Source organism: Halomonas binhaiensis (assembly GCF_008329985.2).
In the GTDB taxonomy this organism is placed as follows: Bacteria; Pseudomonadota; Gammaproteobacteria; order Pseudomonadales; family Halomonadaceae; genus Halomonas; species Halomonas binhaiensis.
Window position 1 is genome coordinate 4,442,682 of record NZ_CP038437.2, and the last position, 21,302, is coordinate 4,463,983.

General features: G+C 58.8%; 18 protein-coding genes. 11 read left to right on the forward strand and 7 right to left on the reverse strand.

Annotation, left to right across the window (positions count from 1 at the left end; translation table 11 throughout):
* Positions 1 to 33: 33 nt before the first annotated feature.
* A complete protein-coding gene (gene nspC, locus E4T21_RS19340) occupies positions 34 to 1,185 on the reverse strand; it encodes a carboxynorspermidine decarboxylase (protein WP_149286586.1) in 1,152 nt (383 codons plus the stop codon).
* Between the two features lie 6 nt (positions 1,186 to 1,191).
* Positions 1,192 to 2,391 (reverse strand): saccharopine dehydrogenase family protein, encoded by a 1,200-nt coding sequence (locus E4T21_RS19345; RefSeq protein WP_149286587.1) that lies wholly within the window; start codon positions 2,389 to 2,391, stop codon positions 1,192 to 1,194.
* 257 nt (positions 2,392 to 2,648) lie between these two features.
* Between E4T21_RS19345 and E4T21_RS19350 the strand changes: the two genes are divergently transcribed.
* From E4T21_RS19350 to E4T21_RS19390, 9 genes are all read left to right on the forward strand, one after another.
* Positions 2,649 to 3,089, forward strand: a complete 441-nt coding sequence (locus tag E4T21_RS19350) for a DUF411 domain-containing protein (protein WP_149286588.1) — start codon at positions 2,649 to 2,651, stop codon at positions 3,087 to 3,089.
* Positions 3,090 to 3,435: 346 nt separating this feature from the next.
* Entirely contained in the window at positions 3,436 to 4,917 is a 1,482-nt protein-coding gene (locus E4T21_RS19355; protein ID WP_149286589.1) for a TrkH family potassium uptake protein, read from the forward strand.
* 24 nt (positions 4,918 to 4,941) lie between these two features.
* Positions 4,942 to 6,315 carry a Trk system potassium transporter TrkA gene (gene trkA / locus E4T21_RS19360; RefSeq protein ID WP_149286590.1) on the forward strand — a complete coding sequence of 458 codons (1,374 nt, stop codon included), beginning with the start codon at positions 4,942 to 4,944 and terminating at the stop codon, positions 6,313 to 6,315.
* Positions 6,316 to 6,450: 135 nt separating this feature from the next.
* Positions 6,451 to 9,054, forward strand: a complete 2,604-nt coding sequence (locus tag E4T21_RS19365) for a bifunctional diguanylate cyclase/phosphodiesterase (protein ID WP_149286591.1) — start codon at positions 6,451 to 6,453, stop codon at positions 9,052 to 9,054.
* A gap of 87 nt (positions 9,055 to 9,141) precedes the next feature.
* A complete protein-coding gene (gene mntR, locus E4T21_RS19370; protein ID WP_149286592.1) occupies positions 9,142 to 9,594 on the forward strand; it encodes a manganese-binding transcriptional regulator MntR in 453 nt (150 codons plus the stop codon).
* Between the two features lie 218 nt (positions 9,595 to 9,812).
* The gene (locus E4T21_RS19375; RefSeq protein WP_240349223.1) at positions 9,813 to 10,868 is read left to right on the forward strand and encodes a metal ABC transporter solute-binding protein, Zn/Mn family; all 1,056 of its coding nucleotides are present in this window, start codon (positions 9,813 to 9,815) and stop codon (positions 10,866 to 10,868) included.
* Complete coding sequence (locus E4T21_RS19380) at positions 10,865 to 11,668, forward strand: metal ABC transporter ATP-binding protein (protein ID WP_149286593.1); 804 nt, start codon at positions 10,865 to 10,867, stop codon at positions 11,666 to 11,668. The genes E4T21_RS19375 and E4T21_RS19380 overlap by 4 nt, the downstream gene beginning before the upstream one ends.
* On the forward strand, positions 11,665 to 12,810 hold the full coding sequence (locus E4T21_RS19385; protein ID WP_149286594.1) for a metal ABC transporter permease: 1,146 nt from the start codon (positions 11,665 to 11,667) through the stop codon (positions 12,808 to 12,810). Before E4T21_RS19380 ends, E4T21_RS19385 begins: the two co-directional genes overlap by 4 nt.
* Positions 12,807 to 13,958 carry a metal ABC transporter permease gene (locus E4T21_RS19390; RefSeq protein WP_149286595.1) on the forward strand — a complete coding sequence of 384 codons (1,152 nt, stop codon included), beginning with the start codon at positions 12,807 to 12,809 and terminating at the stop codon, positions 13,956 to 13,958. Before E4T21_RS19385 ends, E4T21_RS19390 begins: the two co-directional genes overlap by 4 nt.
* Before the next feature lie 26 nt (positions 13,959 to 13,984).
* Here the strand turns inward: E4T21_RS19390 and E4T21_RS19395 are convergent, their stop codons facing one another.
* On the reverse strand, positions 13,985 to 14,449 hold the full coding sequence (locus tag E4T21_RS19395) for a DUF2628 domain-containing protein (RefSeq protein WP_149286596.1): 465 nt from the start codon (positions 14,447 to 14,449) through the stop codon (positions 13,985 to 13,987).
* A 194-nt stretch (positions 14,450 to 14,643) separates the two neighbouring features.
* Between E4T21_RS19395 and E4T21_RS19400 the strand changes: the two genes are divergently transcribed.
* Both E4T21_RS19400 and E4T21_RS19405 read left to right on the forward strand, forming a co-directional pair.
* Complete coding sequence (locus tag E4T21_RS19400) at positions 14,644 to 15,318, forward strand: M15 family metallopeptidase (RefSeq protein WP_240349224.1); 675 nt, start codon at positions 14,644 to 14,646, stop codon at positions 15,316 to 15,318.
* Positions 15,315 to 15,902 carry a hypothetical protein gene (locus E4T21_RS19405; RefSeq protein ID WP_240349225.1) on the forward strand — a complete coding sequence of 196 codons (588 nt, stop codon included), beginning with the start codon at positions 15,315 to 15,317 and terminating at the stop codon, positions 15,900 to 15,902. The genes E4T21_RS19400 and E4T21_RS19405 overlap by 4 nt, the downstream gene beginning before the upstream one ends.
* Here the strand turns inward: E4T21_RS19405 and E4T21_RS19410 are convergent.
* The 4 genes from E4T21_RS19410 to E4T21_RS19425 all read right to left on the reverse strand — a co-directional run bounded on the left by E4T21_RS19410 (position 15,883) and on the right by E4T21_RS19425 (position 21,246).
* Complete coding sequence (locus E4T21_RS19410) at positions 15,883 to 17,691, reverse strand: TRAP transporter permease (protein WP_149286597.1); 1,809 nt, start codon at positions 17,689 to 17,691, stop codon at positions 15,883 to 15,885. The genes E4T21_RS19405 and E4T21_RS19410 overlap by 20 nt on opposite strands.
* A 237-nt stretch (positions 17,692 to 17,928) precedes the next feature.
* Positions 17,929 to 18,900: a TAXI family TRAP transporter solute-binding subunit gene (locus E4T21_RS19415; protein ID WP_149286598.1), complete on the reverse strand. Its 972-nt coding sequence runs from the start codon at positions 18,898 to 18,900 to the stop codon at positions 17,929 to 17,931.
* A 374-nt stretch (positions 18,901 to 19,274) separates the two neighbouring features.
* On the reverse strand, positions 19,275 to 20,216 hold the full coding sequence (locus E4T21_RS19420) for a sugar phosphate isomerase/epimerase family protein (RefSeq protein ID WP_149286599.1): 942 nt from the start codon (positions 20,214 to 20,216) through the stop codon (positions 19,275 to 19,277).
* Between the two features lie 22 nt (positions 20,217 to 20,238).
* Positions 20,239 to 21,246, reverse strand: a complete 1,008-nt coding sequence (locus tag E4T21_RS19425) for a Gfo/Idh/MocA family oxidoreductase (RefSeq protein WP_149286600.1) — start codon at positions 21,244 to 21,246, stop codon at positions 20,239 to 20,241.
* Between the last annotated feature and the right edge of the window lie 56 nt (positions 21,247 to 21,302).

Here is a 21,302-nt window from a genome sequence, read left to right on the forward strand (position 1 = left end):
AGGCACCTGGACGAAAAGCCCAGGCAGCAAACATCAACTAAGCCGCTGCATATAATCTACATAGCCGAAAGTACGCACTGTACGCACTTCACGACTATGTTCATCTACCCGACAGATTGATGGCAGACGAATACCATTGAACGTCGTGGTCTTGACCATGGTGTAATGCGCCATATCGGTGAACACCAGACGGTCACCAATCTCCAGCGGACGATCGAAGGAATAGCGGCCAATCACATCACCGGCCAGACAGGTCGTTCCGCCCAGACGATAGGTATGCGCCTTTTCTCCAGGTTCGCCACCGCCAATGATCTGCGGCCGATAAGGCATCTCCAGCACATCAGGCATATGCGCCGTAGCCGATGTATCAAGAATGGCGATAGGGCCATCGTTCTCGACAATATCAAGTACGCTGCACACCAGATAGCCCGTGTTAAGCGCAATCGCCTCACCTGGTTCCAGATAAACCTGAAGGTGTGGATAACGCTCACGGAAGTCACGAATTACTCGAACCAGCCGATCGACGTCATAGTCTGGCCGGGTGATGTGGTGACCACCACCAAAGTTCATCCAGCGCATGCCTGGCAGATACTGGGCGAACTTGGCCTCGAAGGCTTCCAGCGTATGCTCTAGAGCATCGCTATTCTGCTCACACAAGGTGTGAAAATGCAGTCCCTCGAGTCCTTCCAGATCTTCCGGCTTGAGATCCACGGCCCGCGTACCGAGCCTCGACCCTGGAGCACAAGGATCGTAAAGGGCCACTTCAGCCTCGGAATATTCCGGGTTGACTCTCAGGCCACAGGATACACGGCGCGGAGCAGCGGAAACTTGCTGACGGAAACGACGCCATTGGCCGGGAGAGTTGAAGCTGAGATGGTCGGCATAGCGCAGCACAACCGCCATCTCTTGTTCGGTGAACGCAGGGGAGTAGGTATGTACCTCGCCGCCGAAGGTCTCGGCGCCGAGGCGTGCTTCATCCTGCCCACTCGCAGTGGTGCCTGCCAGGTACTGGCTCACCAGCGGGAAGGTATCCCACATGGCAAACCCCTTGAGTGCCAGCAACACCTTGGCACCACTGCGCTCCTGGACCTCCTTGAGGAGCTCCAGGTTCTTGCGCAACAGGGCATCGTCCACCACATAGGCAGGTGACGGGCAAGCGTGGATGTCGAAGGGATAATCGGCCATCGCGGATCAGCCCAGCAGATCCACGTCGGGATCCAGCTCTACCATTTGCCACGGCAGACCCATGTCACCAATGCGTTCCATGAAGGGGTTGGGGTCCAGCTGTTCGACGTTGAACACCCCTTCACCCTTCCAGATGCCTTCCAGCATCAGCATGGCGCCTGTCACGGCAGGCACACCTGTGGTGTAGGAAATGGCCTGAGACTGCACTTCGGCATAGCATTTCTCGTGGTCGCAGATGTTGTAGATATACACCTTGCGACGCTTGCCATCCTTGATGCCATCAAGGATGACACCGATGTTGGTCTTGCCCTTGGTACGCGGCCCCAGGGATGCCGGGTCTGGCAGGATGGCCTTGAGGAACTGCAACGGAGTGACTTCACGGCCTTCGAACTGGATCGGCTCGATAGACGTCATGCCGACATTCTCCAGCACCTTCAGGTGGGTGATGTACTTGTCGGAGAAAGTCATCCAGAAGCGAATTCGCTCGATTCCCTTGATGTTCTGGGACAGAGATTCCAGCTCTTCGTGATAGAGCAGATAAATGTCCTTGTCACCAATGCCATCGAAGTTGAAGGAGCGCTTCTCGGCCAGAGGAGCGGTTTCCTTCCATTCACCCTTTTCCCAATAGCGACCATTGGCCGTGATTTCACGGATATTGATCTCGGGATTGAAGTTGGTGGCGAACGGATAGCCATGGTCACCGCCATTGGCGTCCAGGATATCGATACGATGGATTTCGTCGAACAGGTTCTTCTGGCCATAGGCGCAGTAGATGTTGGTCATGCCCGGGTCGAAGCCACAACCCAGTGTGGCCATGTTGCCGGCCTTGGCATAACGTTCCTGAAAGGCCCATTGTTCCTTGTACTCGAACTTGGCCTCATCGGGGTGCTCATAGTTGGCAGTATCCAGGTAGGGCACACCAGTGCGCAGGCAGGCTTCCATGATGGTCAGGTCCTGATAGGGCAGGGCCACATGGATCAGCACATCGGGCTTGAATGACTCGATCAGCGCAACCAGGGCGTCGACGTCATCAGCGTCCACCTGGGCAGTCTGAATCGGGCGATCCAACTGAGCGGCAATGGCCTTGCACTTATCTTCGTTGCGGCTGGCCAGGCAGATCTCGGCGAAAACTTCAGGATGTTGTGCGCACTTGTGAGTGACGACACCGCCGACGCCACCGGCGCCGATAATCAGGACTTTGCTCATGGGTATCGAATCCAGATCGGGAAAGTTCAACGGTGATAGGGCCTTATCGGTAGTGGGCCGCAACAGCGCACCCCGACCCGATGCCACCCCGGTCCAGGCCTCGTCCGGCTGTTATATGGCCGACGAGGGCGCAGATAATGGGCCCCTATGAGGCTGGTATCAAGTGGTTTTCACGTCAAGATATTCCTTGACCCTAGGGTAGCCCCCAGGTTTTAGGCTAGGGGGTCGCCAGGTTATCCGCAAAGGGAGACATTCTGATGAAACACCGCGCCTCTGCTATTGCACTCTGTGCCGCATTATTGACCGGAACGGGAGCTGCCCACGCCGCCCTACCGGAGGAAGCCACGCTATACAAGAATCCAGGATGCAGTTGCTGTGATGAGTATGCGAAACACCTTGAGGAAATGGGCGTCTCGGTAGAGGTTGTCGAACATGAGGTCCTGGCCGAGATCAAGCAGCAAGCCGGTGTACCGCATGGCCTGGGTTCTTGCCATACGATCAAGATGGGAGACCACTGGGTTGAAGGTCATGTGCCAATGGAAGCTCTGGAAGCCTTCTTCAAGGATACCCCGCAAGCGGATGGCATCGGCCTGGCCGGCATGCCGATAGGCACGCCAGGAATGCCCGGAGAGAAGCAGGGTCCCTTTGAGGTCTACCTGTTCGACGACCAGCAGTCGACACCTTACATGGAGCTGTAGCACCCCGACTCTCACTGCAGCGATTCCGAGCGGGTACCTCTCACCTCTCGCGCTCAGTCCCTCGCCTGTTCCATTGCAGTCCTGCCCAATGGCCGGCCATGATGCAGCCTTGAAGCGCTAAAAAGAGCGCTACATAACGCAGCGTGACCGGCCATGATCATCATGCTGCTCTGCTGCCTATGTTTCCTCGCTTGTGTTTCCTCGCCTGTCTTGCCGAAAGACATGCGAAAAACACCTCGCAGCGAGATGTTTCCGTGCATAATTTTACGGAAATTTTAGACTGTATTGTGGTGACATAGCGCATCTTGCCGCCCAAGGAGCATCTTTTTCATATGGACGTGAGGTCATGAGCAAACCCCAGCGAATCCTAACCGAGTGGTGGCTCGGGTGGGCTCCTATTCTCAAGATCCTGGCCGTACTCTGGGTCATTTTGGCCCTGTTCATGGTCGCCCCTTGGGTCATCCTGGTCATCGAGGGTGATCCGGATGCCACCGCCTTTGCCATGTCCATTGGCATCATTCTGGGTGCTTCCGCCCTGACACTGCTTTCCACATGGCGCATAGCAGTCGAACTCAAGCCTTGGCAGATGTTCCTGATCACGACCACCAGCTGGGGCACCATGAGCTGTTTCGCCAGCTTGCCGCTGATCCTCGGAGCGCCTCAGTTGAGTGTCACCGACGCCGTCTTCGAATCCGTGTCGGCGATTACCACGACGGGTTCAACCATCCTCACAGGCATCGAAAATCTCTCCGATGGTCTCAAGCTATGGCGAGGCATCATGCAGTGGCTGGGAGGCATCGGTATCATCGTGATGGGCATCGCCATCCTGCCCTTCCTGAAAGTGGGGGGCATGCGCCTGTTCCAGACCGAGTCATCCGACTGGTCGGACAAGGTCATGCCACGCACAGGGGGGATTGCCAAGGCAACGCTGTCCGTCTACACCGGCTTCACTGCGCTTGCCGCAGTGGCCTACCTGTTGGGAGGAATGGCCCCTCTTGATGCGTTGGTGCATGCCATGACGTCCCTGGCCACCGGAGGCTTTGCCAATAGCGATGCTTCTTTCGGTGCCTATGCCGATCGTCCCTGGCTGTTGTGGATGGGGTCATTTTTCATGCTTTGCGGTGGCTTGCCCTTCGTGCTCTACATACGTGTCCTGCGCGGCTCCCGTGGTGCACTATGGCGTGACGCCCAGGTCCGCGGCTTCCTGCTGTTTCTGGCCATCGTGATCCTGGTGCTCTCCCTGTGGCGTATGTGGAACGGCACGGATGCCTTCTCTGCACTGACCCATGTTGCCTTCAACGTGATCTCGGTCGTCACCACGACAGGTTATGCGTCTGACGACTACACACTGTGGGGCCCTTTTGCGATCACGGCCTTCTTCTATCTCACCTTCATGGGAGGCTGCAGCGGTTCTACCAGTGGCGGCCTGAAGATATTCCGCTTCCAGATCGCGACCCAGATGCTGCGTAATCAGTTGCACTTCCTGATCCATGCCAGTGGTGTGTTCCGTGCCCGCTACAATGGCCAGCCGCTGTCCGATGACATCAGCCGTGGGGTACTGGCCTTCTCGTTCTTCTATTTCCTGACCATCGCCGCTATCGCTCTGATACTGTCGATCATGGGGCTGGATACGATAACTGCCGTCACCGGCTCTGCCACTGCCGTCGCCAATGTCGGCCCGGGCCTGGGAGACATCATTGGCCCTTCAGGTAACTTCGCGTCCCTGCCAGCCGCTGCCAAATGGTTGCTGTGCGCAGGCATGCTGCTAGGACGGCTCGAGATTCTCACGGTACTGGTGTTGTTCACCCCCATGTTCTGGCGCCGCTGACCCCGACATTACGGAGATTTGGATATGAAAATCATCATCCTCGGCGCAGGACAGGTCGGCGGCACTCTGGCGGAACACCTGGCCCGCGAAGACAACGACATCACGGTGGTGGACCATCAGACCTCGCTCCTTCGAGAGCTGCACAACCGCCTCGACATTCGTACCGTGGCCGGCTCCGCCTCCTATCCCCCTGTGCTACGCCAGGCAGGCTGCGAGGATGCCGACATGCTGATCGCGGTGACCAATTCCGATGAAATCAACATGATTGCCTGCCAGGTCGCTCACTCCCTGTTCAATACTCCGACCAAGATTGCTCGGGTACGTGCTGCTGCCTACCTGAGCCGCCAGGGACTGTTCGCCCAGGAAGCCGTACCCATTGATGTACTGATCAGTCCGGAACAGGTGGTCACCGACCATATCCGCCGCCTGATCGAACACCCTGGCGCACTGCAGGTATTGGAGTTCGCTGGCGGCCTGGTTCAACTGGTGGCAGTGCGCGCTTACTACGGTGGTCCACTGGTCGGCCAGGAACTGGGCTTCCTGCGCCGCCACATGCCCAATGTCGATACCCGGGTTGCTGCCATCTATCGCCGCAACCGAGCCATCATTCCGCGTGGCGATACCGTGATCGAGGCTGATGACGAGGTGTTCTTCATCGCCGCACGCAAGGACATCCGTGCAGTAATGGGAGAACTACGCCGTGCTGATAGAGGGTTCCGCCGGGTGATCATCGCTGGTGGCGGCAATATTGGTTCTCGCCTGGCCGAACACCTGGAGCACGGTCACCAGGTCAAGATGATTGAATACAGCCTGGAACGCTGCACCCAGTTGTCCGAGCATCTCGACCGCACGGTGGTCCTCAACGGCAGTGCTACCGATAAGCGCCTGTTGGAAGAGGAAAACATCGAGGACTGCGATATCTTTTGTGCACTGACCAACGACGACGAAGTCAACATCATGTCGTCGATGCTGGCCAAGCGCATGGGCGCCAAGAAGGTGCTCACCCTGATCAATAACGCGGCCTATGTGGATCTTGTGCAGGGCGGCGAGATCGATATCGCCATCTCACCCCAGCAGACCACCATTTCCAGCCTGCTAACCCATGTGCGCCGTGGCGACATCGTCAATGTCCACTCGCTACGCCGGGGAGCCGCCGAAGCCATCGAGGCCATTGCCCACGGCGACAAGCAGTCCTCCAAGGTGGTGGGACGCACCATCGGCGAGATCGAATTACCCGCTGGTACCACCATTGGCGCCATCGTGCGCGGCAAGGAAGTGTTGATCGCCCGTCGTGACGTGGTGGTCGAGAGCGATGACCATGTCATCATGTTTGTGGTCGACAAACGCAAGATCAAGGACGTCGAAAGGTTGTTCCAAGTGGGGCTGTCCTTCTTCTAAGTGCAAGAGGAGTACTGCTTCTAACCCATAAGAAGCATGCTCCGGCTCCAACTGCACACCCAGGATATTTTGCTGTTACATTGAGATCATGCGCATGAAAGCGCACATTGACCTCAACCTGCACTGGCATCCTGGATGTATCCAACCTTCATTACCCATCCGCAGATCACTCAAGCTATCCAGAGCGAACACGCTGGCTGGCTTGTTTTCCTGTCTTGGGTAGTGGCATTGACGACCGTCTACGCCTCGATAGTCATGAGCGAGCGAAGCCGTACTACCTTTAGCGCTGGATATCGCCGACTTGGCTGGATAGGTGGCGGGGTGATGATGGGACTGGGGATCTGGAGCCTGCATATCACTGGCATGCTCGCTTATCAGTTTCCTTTCCCCGTGCACCACCGCCTTGGCCTGACCCTGACGGCATTGATCCCGGCAACCCTTGCAGGAGGAGTCGCTCAATACGCCATGTCACGCCCCTCTGCTCCTGTCTGGCAGCAGGCCATAGCAGGCTGTCTGTTCAGCCTTGGCATCATCATTGTCCACTATGTCGGCTTCCTGGCCATCGACATGCCGGCAACGCTGTATCTGGCGACAATACCCACCATACTGGCTTCCATCGCCACACTCGTCCTGGGAGCCGCCACCCTCGCGGCCTTCCATGACGCTCGCCAGTTGCCGACCTTCAAGGGGTTCAACATTGGCCTGATATTCATCGGTGTCATGATGGCCGCGGTGATGTGCGGGATCCATTACCTCTATATGCATGCGGTGTACTTCCTGCCCTTGATCGAGGGAGTCAATCCTGAGCTGTTCTCCGATAATGATGCCTTGCTGGCAGCCATTGTCGCCGTCGTGTCTACGTTACTTGCCCTCGGAGCCCTGACGTCAGTCCTGGTAGAACGTAAACAACAGAGCAGCATCAAGATCCTTCAGGACACTCAACACCGCCTGGAAGAAGTGCTTGATTCCATGCATGACGGCGTCATCCTGCTCGACAAGAGGGCTCGAGTGGTAATGTGCAACCACTCCTTCGAATCACTCACCGGTCTCTGTCTTGCCGACCTGCAGAATCGTTCACTACTACGCTTGAGCTCCGTGCTGCGAATTGACCATCAACGTGGCGATATCCTGCGTTCTCTACGTCAGAGTGGTGTCTGGGCAGGAGACGTGGAAGTACGCGCCATACAGGGCCACCGCTTGCCTGCCCGCCTGAGCATCAACCAGGTGCTGGCCGGCGATGGAGACTCCGGTGGTGATGCCACCACCTATCCCGCCTCCAGCTATAATACATCCGGCCACAATGTCGCCAGCTACAATGCGGCCAGCTACTACGTTGCCACGCTGTCGGACACTACCGCCCATCATGACGCACAGCGTCGTCTGCACTATCAGGCCCATCATGACGCCCTGACAGACCTGCCCAACCGGATTGCCTTGTGCGAACGCATCCAGTCCCTGCAACTGAGCAGTGGCGACTCCGGCCGTCATGTCATGTTGCTGCTGGTGGATATCGATAATTTCAAGGGCATCAATGGCTCCCTCGGCCAGGCGACCGGTGATCGCCTGCTCAGGGCCCTGGCAGCGCGTTTGAAACCCTGGGCCCGCCATGCCAGAGACCTGGCCAGATTCAGCAGCAACGAGTTCGCGCTACTCTATGAAGGACTGTCTGCCGATGTCGAAAAAGCCGAGGTCCAGGCTCGCACCAAAGCCAGCAGTGTTCTGAATGCACTCAACGGCGACTACTCAATCGCGGGTGAGCGCCATACCTGCCGTGTCAGTGGTGGCTTTCTCACCTTCCGGGGTTCTCAATGGAGCTCGGAGGAGCTGCTCAAATACGCGGGGCTGGCCTTGCTGGGTGGCAAGAGCGAAGGGACTCAACGCCCGTGTGCCTTTGTACCGGACATGGTTGAGCGCATGAACTCACGCCTGCGCCTGGAGCGTCAGCTTCAAGATGCCATCCAAAGCGAGCAATTGCGTCTCTATCTCCAGGCCCAGGTCGATGACAGCGGCACACTATTGGGTGCCGAGGCACTGGTTCGGTGGGAGCACCCCGAGCATGGACTCATTGCCCCCAGCGCATTCATCGAGGTCGCCGAAGATACCGGCCAGATCGTCGAACTGGGTAGCTGGGTGCTGCGCCAGGCTTGCCACACACTGGCTGAATGGCAGCGTCATCCTGGCCGTCGTCAGTGGCAGTTATCCGTCAATGTCAGCATGCGCGAGTTTCAGCGCCAGGACTTCATCGATACGATACGCCAGACCCTCGAAACCAGCGGAGCGCCCCCTACCCACCTGACCCTGGAACTTACTGAATCTTTGATGCTGGGTGATAACTACCCCGTCATTGACGTGCTCACGCAGTTGCGTGCCATTGGAGTGCGGCTTTCCATCGATGACTTCGGTACAGGGTATTCCTCTCTGTCCCATCTCAAGAGCCTGCCTCTGGATGTCTTGAAGATCGACAGCACTTTCGTCAGGGACCTGGGTGACGACCCCAATACGGCACCGATTGTCGAAACCATCATCACTCTGGCTAGAACGCTTGGGTTGGATGTCATTGCCGAGGGAGTCGAAACGCCGCAACAGAAGCAGCGTCTGATCGAACTGGGCTGCCAGCGTTTCCAGGGTTACCTGTTTTCGGCCCCCCTCCCGGTGGACGAATTCGTTGCACGTTTCGAAGCGGACGACATCGCGCGAACCCCGCCTCCCTCCTCGACAGGAACCAATACCCTGCGCTAAGCCTTCTGAACTTGGAGAGCGTGGAACTTGCATTGAGCGCTCCAACTGAGAAGATAGTGGCTCCTGTCCCAAGGCGCAGCCATTGCCATGTCCGAACCACTCAATCACGATGACCAGCGTATGTCGCTCATTTCACCGGAAAGCCATGTCGAGGGCTTCCGCAAGGCGCGTGATGCGCGTCGCACTGAGCTCATCGAAGATTATGTGGAACTGATCTCGGACCTTATTGCCGACGGTGGCGAAGCTCGTCAGACCGATATTGCTCAGCGCCTGGGTGTCGCTCAACCTACCGTTGCCAAGATGCTCAAGCGTCTCGATGAAGAAGGCCTGATCATCAAGCGCCCTTATCGCGGTATTTTCCTGACCCCTAAAGGCGAGGCACTGGCCAACGCCAGCCGTCAACGCCACCGCATTGTCGAAGCGTTCCTGATCAAGCTCGGAATCACCCCTGAGACGGCTCGGGTCGATGCTGAAGGCATCGAACACCACGTCAGCGCCGAGACCCTGGCCGCTTTCGAGAAGTTTCTCGCCCAGTCCTGAGTACTGCATCAATGATGTGCCATAGCCATCATTGATGCTTGCCATAGTCGGAATCGACTTGACCCGAGCTGCTTTTCGCGGCAAAACTTAGCCAAGTCTATAAATCATAGCAAAGTGGTCGAACCGGCCTGCCGACGGCTGTTGTCTTCGCTACGCTCCGGCTCAACGCAGCATGAACAAGCGCAGACACTTTTCGCACAGAGACTAAGGAGGCCTCCATGCGCCTGACCGCCCTATCAACCCTACTGGCCATGTTGGCCAGCGCTGGCGTCTGGGCCAATAGCACCGAAGCCTCCTCAGGTTCACAAGACCCGCTCAAGGACGATTCACAAGCCCCGCTCAAGGACGATTCACAAGCCCCGCTCAAGGCTGTTGTCACCATCGGCATGCTGGGCGACGTGGTAAAGGAAGTGGGGGGTGAGTGCGTGGCGGTAACGACCATGATGGGGCCGGGGGTGGATCCGCATCTTTATCAGGCCAGTGCACGGGACATCCATCAGTTGGGCGAGGCGGAGTTGATTCTGTACAGCGGGTATGAACTCGAGGGGCGCTTGAGCAAGGTGCTGAATGGTTTCTCGCGCAGGAAGCCCACCGTGGCCGTAAGTGAAGAGGCGATCCCCGAAGATGAAGTTATCCACAGCCAGGACAGCTATGGCGTCGACCCCCACCTGTGGATGGATTCAGCGTTATGGGCCCGAACCGTACCAGTGGTGGCCGAGGTACTCAGCAAGTATCGCCCGCAATGTGAAGATGCGATTCAGTCCCGGGCTGAGTCCTACACTGCTGAACTCAGCGCCCTGGATAACTGGATCCAGACGAGCGTCTCGAGCATTCCCGAGCAGCAACGCATTCTGGTGACAGCCCATGATGCCTTCAACTACTACGGCCGCGCCTATGACATCGAAGTCGCGGGTATTCAGGGCCTGTCCACGTCAACGGAGAGTGGAGTAGCAGACATCCGGCGCATGGCCAGGCTGGTAGCCAAGCGCCAGGTTCCCGCCATGTTCATTGAAAGCACCATCAACCCCCGTACCGTCCAGGCAGTGATCGATGCCGCTGCGGATACAGGGCACCAGGTCAACATCGGCGGAGAGCTGTATTCCGACGCCATGGGAGAGGATGGCACGGCCGATGGCACCTATATCGGCATGCTGGTGGCCAATACCCGAACCATCGTCGAGGCCCTGGGAGGACAGCTGTCTCCTCTCCCCGAGGCCCTCGATGAATGGCAGCAGCACTGGCGAGGCGTAGATACAAGAGGCGCAGATACATGAGCGAAACACTCCACGAACCGAATCTCGCCCTGCACGTCGAGGACTTGACCGTCAGCTATCACGGCAAGCCAGTGCTGTGGGACATCGATTTCAATGTGCCGCCTGGTGTCATGGCCGCCATCATCGGCCCCAACGGCGCCGGCAAGAGCACGCTGATCAAGAGTGTGCTGGGCCTGGTGCCGAGCGTTGCTGGCCATATCACGCTACATGGCCTCTCCTACCGCCGGGCCCGCCGCCGGGTGGGATACGTCCCCCAGCGTTCCAGTGTCGACTGGGACTTCCCGACCACGGCCCTGGATGTGGTGATCATGGGGCTCTACGGTCGCCTGGGATGGTTGAAGCGTCCCGGACGTCGTGAGCGCAACGAGGCCATGCAGGCCCTGGAGATGGTCGGCATGCAGGACTTCGCCACACGCCAGATCAGCCAGCTGTCTGGCGGACAGCAGCAACGTGTTTTCCTGGCCCGGGCCCTGGTACAAAAAGCCGATGTGTATTTCCTCGACGAGCCCATGGCCGGCGTCGATGCGACGACGGAACGCGCCATCGTCGATATCCTTCGCCGCCTGCGTGACGAAGGCAAGACCGTGATCGTCGTTCACCACGACCTGCAGACGGTACGCAGCTATTTCGATTGGCTGGTGATCCTCAACGTCCGCGTCATTGCCCAGGGGCCGGTCGAGAAGATTTACACCGCCGAGCATCTGAGGCGCGCCTACGGCGGACAGATCGCTCTGCTCGATGATGTCCCCACAATCACCGACGATGCCACCTCAAGGGCAGAAACGGAGCCATTGTCATGACACTGCTTGCCTTGCTGGGTGACTATACCCTGCAAAAGGTGGCAATCGGCGCCGCCTTGCTGGGCCTGATCAGCGGAGTGCTTGGCAGCTTCGCCGTACTACGCAAGCAAAGCCTGCTCGGCGACACGCTGTCACATGCCGCCCTGCCAGGCGTGTGCCTGGGCTTCATCATTGCAGGAGGGCGCGAACTCGGCAGCATCCTGACCGGAGCTCTGGTCACAGGCACCCTCGCCGCCCTGACCATGCTGTTGCTGACCCGCATGAGCCGACTCAAGACAGATGCTGCCCTGGGTGTCGCCCTGAGCGTCTTCTTTGCCGTGGGCGTGGTCCTGCTGACCTACATCCAGGGCGGCAACAACGCCTCCCAAGGCGGCCTGGACTCCTTCCTGTTCGGCCAGGCTGCCGCCACGCTGACCAGTGACTTGTGGGTCATGGCAACCATCACCGCCATTGCCCTGGCGCTGGTCACGGTCCTGTGGAAAGAGTTCAAGCTGGTGTCCTTCGACCCTGAGTTCGCCGCCTGCAGCGGTTTGCCGGTGATATTGCTGGAAGCAACCATGACGGTGATGATCGCCCTGGCGGTGGTCGTCGGCCTGCAGATGGTCGGTGTCGTACTGATGGCGGCCATGATCATCGCACCCGCCGTAGCCGCCAGGCAGTGGACCAAGCGCCTTGAACACATGGTGCTGCTGGCGGCTGCCTTTGGCATTGTCGGTGGCGTGTGCGGGGCCGTCATCAGTGCCATGGGGCCTGGCCTGGCTACCGGCCCGCTGATCATCCTCAGCCTGTCTCTGATCGTGGTGGTCTCGCTGTTGTTGGCTCCTGGCCGTGGTTTTGCCTGGGAGCTGTACAAGCTGCGCCGAGACCGGCGAACCCTGCGCACCCAGCAAGTCCTGACAACTCTGTACCGTCTGGCCCGGCATCACCGAGACCCGGCCTTTCGTTCAGACCAGGGCATGGTCGATGCCTATCACGGCACTAATACCCGCCGTGCCCTGCAATACCTTGCAGGGAAAGGGTGGGTCAGGTTCGAATCTCCTCATGCGGGCGACCCCGCCACCCAGCCGCACTGGGCCCTGACTGAGTCGGGCCGCCACGAAGCCGAGCGCATCTTGACCGAGCTGGAGGGAGCAAGCCGATGATCACCAGCCTGCTCGATACATTTTTCAACGACATCGACCTGATGATCATGCTCGTCGGTGCCCTGGTCGGTATTGCCTCCAGTCTGGTCGGCACCTTCCTCGTTCTGCGTGGCAGTAGCATGCTGTCGGATGCCATCGGCCATTCCATCGTGTTCGGCATCATCCTAGTATGGCTGATCACCCATCAGACCAGTGGTCCCTGGCAGATCCTCGGAGCGGCACTGACCGGACTTCTGACCGTATTTCTCAGCGAACTGCTGATCAATACTCGCAAGGTCAAGGCCGATGCCGCCATCGGTCTGGTATTCCCGGTACTGTTCTCGCTGGGCATCCTGCTGATCAATCTCTACGCCAGCGATGTGCACATCGACGCCCATACAGTGCTGCTGGGCGAGATAGGCTTTGTCTGGCTCGACACGCTGTCGATCGCGGGTCATGACGTGCCCCGGGCGATAGTGACCATGGGTAGCATGACATTGATCAATGCCGCCTTCATCGGCCTGTTCTACAAGGAACTCAAGCTCGCCACCTTCGATGCCCCCCTGGCCAAGGCATTGGGATTTGCCCCAGGTATCCTGTTCTACGTGTTACTGCTACTGACCAGTGGCACTGCAGTCGCCGCCTTCGATGCGGTAGGCGCCGTGCTGTTCGTGGCCTTTGTCATCGTGCCGCCCTCCGCAGCCTATCTGCTCACTGACCGACTGTGGCTCATGTTCCTGTATGGCGCCCTGATCTCAGTGGCCTCCAGCATCAGTGGCTACTACCTGGCAGTATGGTGGGATGTTTCCATTGGCGGCATGATGGCGGTGATGACAGGCGTCTTTCTGGCTCTGGCCTTCCTCTTCGGCCCCCGCTACGGCATGGCGGCACAGTGGTTTCGCCGACGCCAGCAACGGGCACTCAACGACAGCCGCACCCTCGCGGTACACCTTTACAATCATGAAGGAGGGCCTGAGCAGGATGTGGAAAACGTCACCCAGGCCCTGCGCGAACACCTGCTGTGGAGCAGTTCTCGTGCCAATCGCGTGGTGGAACGCTCCTGCCAACGCCAGTTGATCACGCTACAAGGCGAGCGCCTGGCGTTGACAGAAACCGGACGCTACCTGGCCCGAGAGATCCTCGAGCCAGGACAGCACAACAATCGTTAACTCACCGATGTGGCAACAGGATAGCCTCAGGCCTTGAGGCTATCCGAACCATCACCAGATGGCTTCTCGGTATTTGACGACGTGCTGGATGGCAGGGCATCGGCGCCCCCGGCCCCAGAGGAGCCGCCCCCTTGGTCATCGCCCACCTGAGCATAGAAGGCCAGGGCCTGGTCCACATTCTTGGCCTCCACCATGTGGCGATAGGCAAAACCACGCGACTGCAGCCGATCTTCGTACCAACCGTTGCCTTTGGCACACACCACCAGATGGAATGCCACGAAACCCAGGTTCGCCACGATGTTGGCCATCAGGGCATCCGCAGGTATGACCATGGCCACGACAATCGACGCACCAATGATAGCGGCGACGAGTAGCCATAGTGTCTTGTATAGCATCCAGAAGATGCCAAAGAAGAATGCCGGCCAGGACCACCCGACCTTGACCGCTTTCAACCCCTTGGTGGGGTGCTCATAAATCATGAATTGCTTCATGCGACGCTCCTTGTCGTAATCTGATAGCAAGAGTGAGATGAGTCCGAGACTGTCTTACCAAGATACCTCAACCAGAGTGAACCGTAATATTGAACAACATCTCCTGCGACCAACCTATACCTCGATCAGCCGAACCTGATTGGGCGGCACTCGGCAACATTCCCATCACAGGGAGCGATGAACCGCTGGTTCCCGTGAGTCTGGCCCCTGCACCGCTGAAAGTATACCCAGCCTATGCTCGCATGGGCATTCCTGGTGCGATCAATGAATGCCATCTACGTGAAGGGGTCTATCGGCGCTTGCTGGCGGTGGCGCGCGCTCTACCTGCCGGACTGACATTGCTGGTACTGGATGGCTGGCGTCCATGGCGCGTGCAGGAGTACTTGTTCGAAGCCCTGTCGGAAGCCATCCGCGAGATACACCCAGCCATCAGTGACGCTGAACTGCTCGAGCACACCCGCGAATTCGTCGCACTACCCAGCCAGTCCGCGGACGCCCCCAGTCCTCACCTGACAGGAGGCGCAGTAGACGTGACGCTGTGTGATGCAGATGGCCTGCCACTGCCCATGGGAACGCTCTTCGATGCCGCCCTTCCTACCTCGCACACTGCTGCTTTCGAACACCGCACCGAGCTCAACGATGACGAACGTGCAGCACGCGACAACCGACGCCTGCTGTATCACGCCATGACAGCTCAGGGCTTTACCAACCTGCCCAGCGAATGGTGGCATTTCGACTTCGGCGATCAACTGTGGGCGCACTACAGCGGGCAGGGCCAGGCACTGTACGGCCCAGCAGAGCTGGATAGCATCGAAAGCCGCTGGCGGCGCCAGCTCCAGCAGCAGGCTCAGGATAGAGACGGCAGATGACCATGATACGTATCGCCACCCTCGGCCCTGCCGACAGCAATCATGCCTTTGTCTTGTCACGCTATCTGGTACAGCGTGGGCTTCAAGATAGCGAGGTCACCCTGATCGATGACTTCCCCCAGGCATTCGCTGATCTGGAGAAGGGTCACTACGACTACCTGCTGCAGGTCAGTGCTCATTTCAGCCATGGTGATTGTGTCGGCCACTTCATGCACCGGGTCTTTCCCGTCGACACCTTCATTGCTGCCAGTCGCCCGCTGGCCCTCGCCGTCCGGCGTGATGTCGAGCAGCCCACTAGCGTTCTGCGCCAGCCCGCCACTCGCTTTTACACTGACCTGAGCCAGTGGCAGGAAATCGATGCCTCCACCACGGTGGAGGCCCTGGAGCGTTTACGCGCGGGCCAGGCCGATGCCGCGATTGTGGCCGAAGACGCGGTAGAACGCTTCGCCGATGAACTGACCTGCCTGCGTCGTCTGGGCGCGGCACTGGATACTTGGGTGCTGTACGCCAGTCGACCGCTTTCCTGTCTGTCCCTGCATGACAACCCTGCCCTGCAGGAACATTTCAATACGGTGCGGCGATGACTCCCGCACCCACCAGGACCAGCAAGGCTCGAAGCATGGGATGGAAGCGTCCGATCAGGCCATAGGACAACGCACCAAGGCCAACCAGCACAGCCAAGCTGGTCGCTACCGCACGCAGCGGATCATCACCCAGCGCCAGCAGTGCGGGATGGGCGACCATGGCCAATGGAATCACATAAAGCCCCACCCCCAATGCCATCGCCTTGGCCGCCACCTTGAGCCAGTTCTCATCGGCCATGCCTGCCGCAATGAAGACGGCACCACATACCGGAGGTGTGATGGTCGACAGCAGCGCGAACCAGAACACGAACAGGTGCGCCGTCAATAACGGCAGGCCCAGCTCGGTCAAGGCAGGCCCCGCAACAGACACACAGATGACATAGGCCGCAGTGGTAGGCACTTCCATGCCGAGGATCAGGCAGGCCAGCGCAGTCAGCAGCAGTGCCGGCCATAGCTCCCCACCCGATAGCCCCAGAATGCCGGACGTCACCTTGACGCCCAGGCCGGTGATGGCCAGCACCCCGATCACCAGCGAGGCACACAGGATGATGGAACCGATGGTGGCAATCTGGCGGCCAGCAATGACAACCGCTTCGGACAGGCGCGCAAGGAATGCTCTCCCGGATACCTCCAGCCTGGCATTCAGGAACAACAGGGCAACGCCGACGAAGATGGCGACGCTGGCGGCGTACTGAGGCGTGTTGCCCGCATGAAAGATACGTTCCAGCAACACCGCAAAAGGCAGCGCGAAGAATAGCGCCGTCATCGCGACATCGCGCCCTGCCGGGCGGTCCTCGGCCGCCACCGGGCGCAGGTCATGGCGCGTGGCAAAGGCATTGATGCCCAGCCATACCGCGGCAAAGTACAACCCTGCCGGCAGCAAGGCAGCGGCCATGATGGAGGTATAGGGTGTCCCGGTCAGTTCCACCATGACAAAGGCCCCCGCCCCCATCAAAGGCGGCATGATCTGGCCACCCGACGAAGCGACCGCTTCCACCGCAGCCGCCAATGAACGCGGATACCCCAGCCGGGCCATCGAAGGAATGGTAATCGCCCCGGTCGAGGCGACATTGGCCGATGCCGAACCGGAAATCGAACCCATCAAGGCCGATGAGATCACCGAGACCTTGGCCCCGCCACCGGTCAGGCGTCCGGCCACGGCGCCTGCCAGATTCATGAAGCCCTTGCCCGCTTCCCCCGCATTCAATACAGCGCCGAAGATGACAAAGATTGCCACGACACCAACGCTGACCGCCGTGAGTTCTCCCCACAGCCCACTTTCCGCAATGGTCAGCGAACCCACGAAGCTGGCCATCGGCAGCCCCGGGTGGCCGAACTCTCCAGGGATGTACTGACCGAATGCACCATAGGCCAGGGCCACGAGCGTGACCAGTGGCAGTGGCCAGCCAATCGCCCGGCGGGCGGCTTCCAGTACCACCACGATCAGCAAGGCGCCCATCGCCATCTGCCATGGGGTATCGATGAAGCCATACTGATCGGCCAGCGCCTGCTGGTTAAGGGCAATCCATGCGCAGGCGGCAACCGCCAGTACGCTGAGCACCAGGCCACTGATACGCTGGCCACGGGTGCGGGCCGTAAACACCAATACCCAGGGCACAATCAATGCCATGTGCAGTGGCCGGCTGACCAGTGCCGGTGTCAGGCCATAGAAGATCAGGCCAAGATGAAAAAGGACCGAGACACTGCCAAGCAACACCCATGGCCAGTGCGTAGGGGTGGCGCCAGTGGAGGTTTCCACAGGCGCCGCTTCAGATTGAGAAGTACGCATGAACAGTCACAACAGAGTCAGAGACCGCTGACAAACTACTGCACTCGACCATGCAGCGTTGAGCCGGAGCGAAGCAGAGACAACAGCCGAAGGCTGGCCCGAAGGGCGAGCGAAGCGAGTCAATCGATCTCAAAGTGCTCATTTACGTCTTGTAAACTGCGCTTTCTCGGTGGATTTCGCCTTGCCTGGCCATCGCTCGTGACCTTTGTCAGCAGCCTCTTCAGGAAAGTATTGCCCTCAGCGCAGCGCTTCGGGCACCTCGATACCGGCCTCATCGTAGTAGCGCAACGCGCCCGGATGCAGCTTGCCTTCCAGGTTGGCCAGCATCTGTGGACGGATGCCGCCCCACCACGGAGATGTCTTGGCCATTGCCTCGCGCCGCTCCCAGAAGGTCCTGGTCAGGGTGTAGGCAGTATCATCGTCCATTGCCGTCGTGGCATAAGCCACCACCGGCAGCGACGTGGTCAGTACATCCTGATCGATACCCGCATAAGTGCCGGCAGGAATCACCTGCGGTGTGGCCCCGGTCTGCTCCACCTGCGATTCAGAGAACGACACCAGTCCGACAGCATGGCTGGCGGCAGTTTCGATGACATTGGGTGCAGGGAAGGAACTGGCCGTTGCATAGGCATCGATCTGGCCATTCTTCAGCGCATCAGGCGCACTGCCGACATCCGCATTATCGACATCCACCTTGTCCGTCAGCCCGAACAGGTCCAGATAGCGGGCCGCCTCGCGAGCACCAAAAGACCCCTGGCCAATCAGCAGGTGCTTGCCCGCCAGGTCCTCCAGCGACACCACATCCTGCTCGCCAGATACGACGAAATGCATGGTCAGCGATGGGATCGGGAACAGGGCACGGATATCCTGGAAGCGCGGGCTCTGGCGCTTCTCGAATGGGCCGCTGGACTCTCTGGCCTTGCTTACCAGCCCAGGCGGTGCAGTGAAGACATAATTGCCCGGGCGCGCCATGACTTCCATGACGTTCTGCACCGACCCCTGGCTCTCTTCCAGTGTCAGGGTCATGGCGCCATCGGTACCTTGCTTTATGGATTCCGCCAGTTCCACGCCCATCTGGTAATAGGCCGTTCCCGCGGATGCGGATTTGTAGGTCAAGCGCGTATCAGCCTGAGCATTCAGGGATATGGTCAATGCAGCGGCCCCCAGCAGAGCGCCCGCGACTGCCTTCAGGCGTGGAAGTTGCAGCATGCTATCTCCATTATTTCAGTCGTTATTGTCTTGGCCCCCATCAGGGCTCCAGTATCCAGCGCAGCCAGCATAGGCCACCGCACCGGCGCATGCTAGCCGAAGCGCTCTCCAATCCGACAGTGGCAAGGAATACGGGGCAGCGACAAAAATGGCGCTGCTCTTTTTCCCGAAGCAGCGCCATCTCATGCATTGCGTTGTTTTGGTGATTCAACGTTTTGGTAATCAACGTTCCGGTGGCCTGACTTTCAGACTCAGGCTACTCGTCTGCGGCCCGCACCTCTCTGCGACGCTGAATCATTGCCGAAGCCCTGGTCAGAGATGTCGTCAAAACACCTTGGACACCTTGTCACGCCTTGCTGGGAAAGTGAGATATCTCAACGGCTGATGGTCTGCTGCAAAGCATTGATGGAGGATTGGATGCCTGCCTCAGTGGACATGGTGAAGTCTTCCATCTCAAGGCTGACCCAGTCGTTGTAACCGACCATGCGTACAACAGAGAAGAACTCCTTCCACCACTGCAGGTCATGCCCGGCCCCGACGGCAACGTAGTTCCATGCTCGGTTGGCAATGTCATCGACTCCCTTGAGCTCCAGCAGACCATTGACCTCGGCCAGACCGCGTTCAATACGCGTGTCCTTACCGTGGCAATGATGGATTGCCTCCCCTAACGCTCGAGCTCCAGCGATCGGACATGCCCCTTTCCAGAACAGATGGGACGGGTCAAGATTCATGCCGACCTTCGTCCCCACTTCATCGCGCAGCCGGAACAGGGTTTCAGGGTTCCACACCAGCATCGCCGAAAAGTTTTCCAGTGCGAATTTCTCGACACCTACCTCGTCGGCGAGCTTGACGAGCTCATGCCAATAGGGGAACGCGCAATCCTCCCACTGATAGCGATCTCGTTCCGGCATCTCATCGGGCCAGCTCTTGGTGTAGACCAGCCAGTTCGGCACACTATCCCCCGTCGCTGCGGCAGGCAAGCCGGACATGGTCACGACTTTCTTCACGCCGATCTCACCGGCCAGGCGAATGGTCTGCTCAATCTCCTTGCGATGACGTTCACCAAGGGCACCAGGATCCAAAGGGTTGCCGGAACAGTTGAGTGCTGCGATTTCGAGGCCCCGAGCCTCAATTTCCTTGAGCCTAGTGTTCAACAGGCTCTTGTCGGCCAATAGTTTGTCGGCGCGAAAATGTGGCGCCGAAGACCAGCCCCCGCCAGTCATCTCGATACCTTCAACGCCAAGCTCGACACACTTGTCGAGCATGGCAGTGAAGGAGATATCTCCCATAACATCGGTACAGATGGACAGTTTCACGATCAACCTCGTAGTTCGAATATCAGTTGTTGTAAAAGGCGGGACGTTCGGGAAGCTTGATAGGTTCTATCTGGCCGGAATGCCTGGCTTTGACACAGGCATCGCTGGTAACTGCAGCGACTAGCCCATCCCATGCGGTAGGCCCTTGACGCTTGCCCTGTGCCGTAGCATCGATCCATTCCTGGAACTCGACATTGAAGGCGTCGATAAATCGATCCTTCCAGTGTGTCATCACCGGCTCACTCGCTTGGGCATTGCGTCGGACGGGAACACTGGTGGGCTGTGGAAGGTCAGCGACACCACGCTCACCAACCACTTCGCAGCGAATATCGTATCCGTACTGGCAATTGAGGAAGCTCTCGATCGTGATGACTCGTCCCTTGCGCGTACGCAGAATGACCAATGAAGGGTCCTGCAGGTCTCCCGACACCAGGCTCGAAGCCACCGGTTGGATCACCTGAGCGCTGACATAGTCATCATCCAGCAACCAGCGCATGACATCGAACTCATGCACGCAGGAATCGATCAAGCCCATGTCACCAGAAAAATTGGCTTGAGCATTACGGTGCGCGCACTTGGCTAATAGCGGCCGTCCAATGCCATCCGAATCCAGCAATGCCTTGAGCTGACGATAAGCGGCATCGAACCTACGCATGAAGCCGACCTGTACCAGTGGTCGCCCTGCAGCGACTTCCGCCTCGACAATACGCATGCACCCTTCCGCCGTGGTCGCCAGCGGCTTCTCACAGAACACGGGCTTGCCCGCGGTAATTGCCGCCAATACGAACTGCTCATGGGTCGGCCCCCAGGAGGTCACAACCACAGCATCGACATCCTCCGCCTGGATCACTTCCTCGCCGGATGCGTAAGCACGAGCCTCGATACCAACATCGCGAATCGCTGTCTCGGCTTGTTCTATCGAAACATCACTCGCGGCCACCACTCTGGCACCCTTGAGGGTGACGGCAAGTCGGTGCATATGCTCCTTGCCGATGGCACCAGTACCAATAACGCCGATAGAAAGTGTCATGGTTTCAGCTCCTTGAGAATAGAGTTCAAGTCATGAGTCGCGTGGGCCCCGATGGA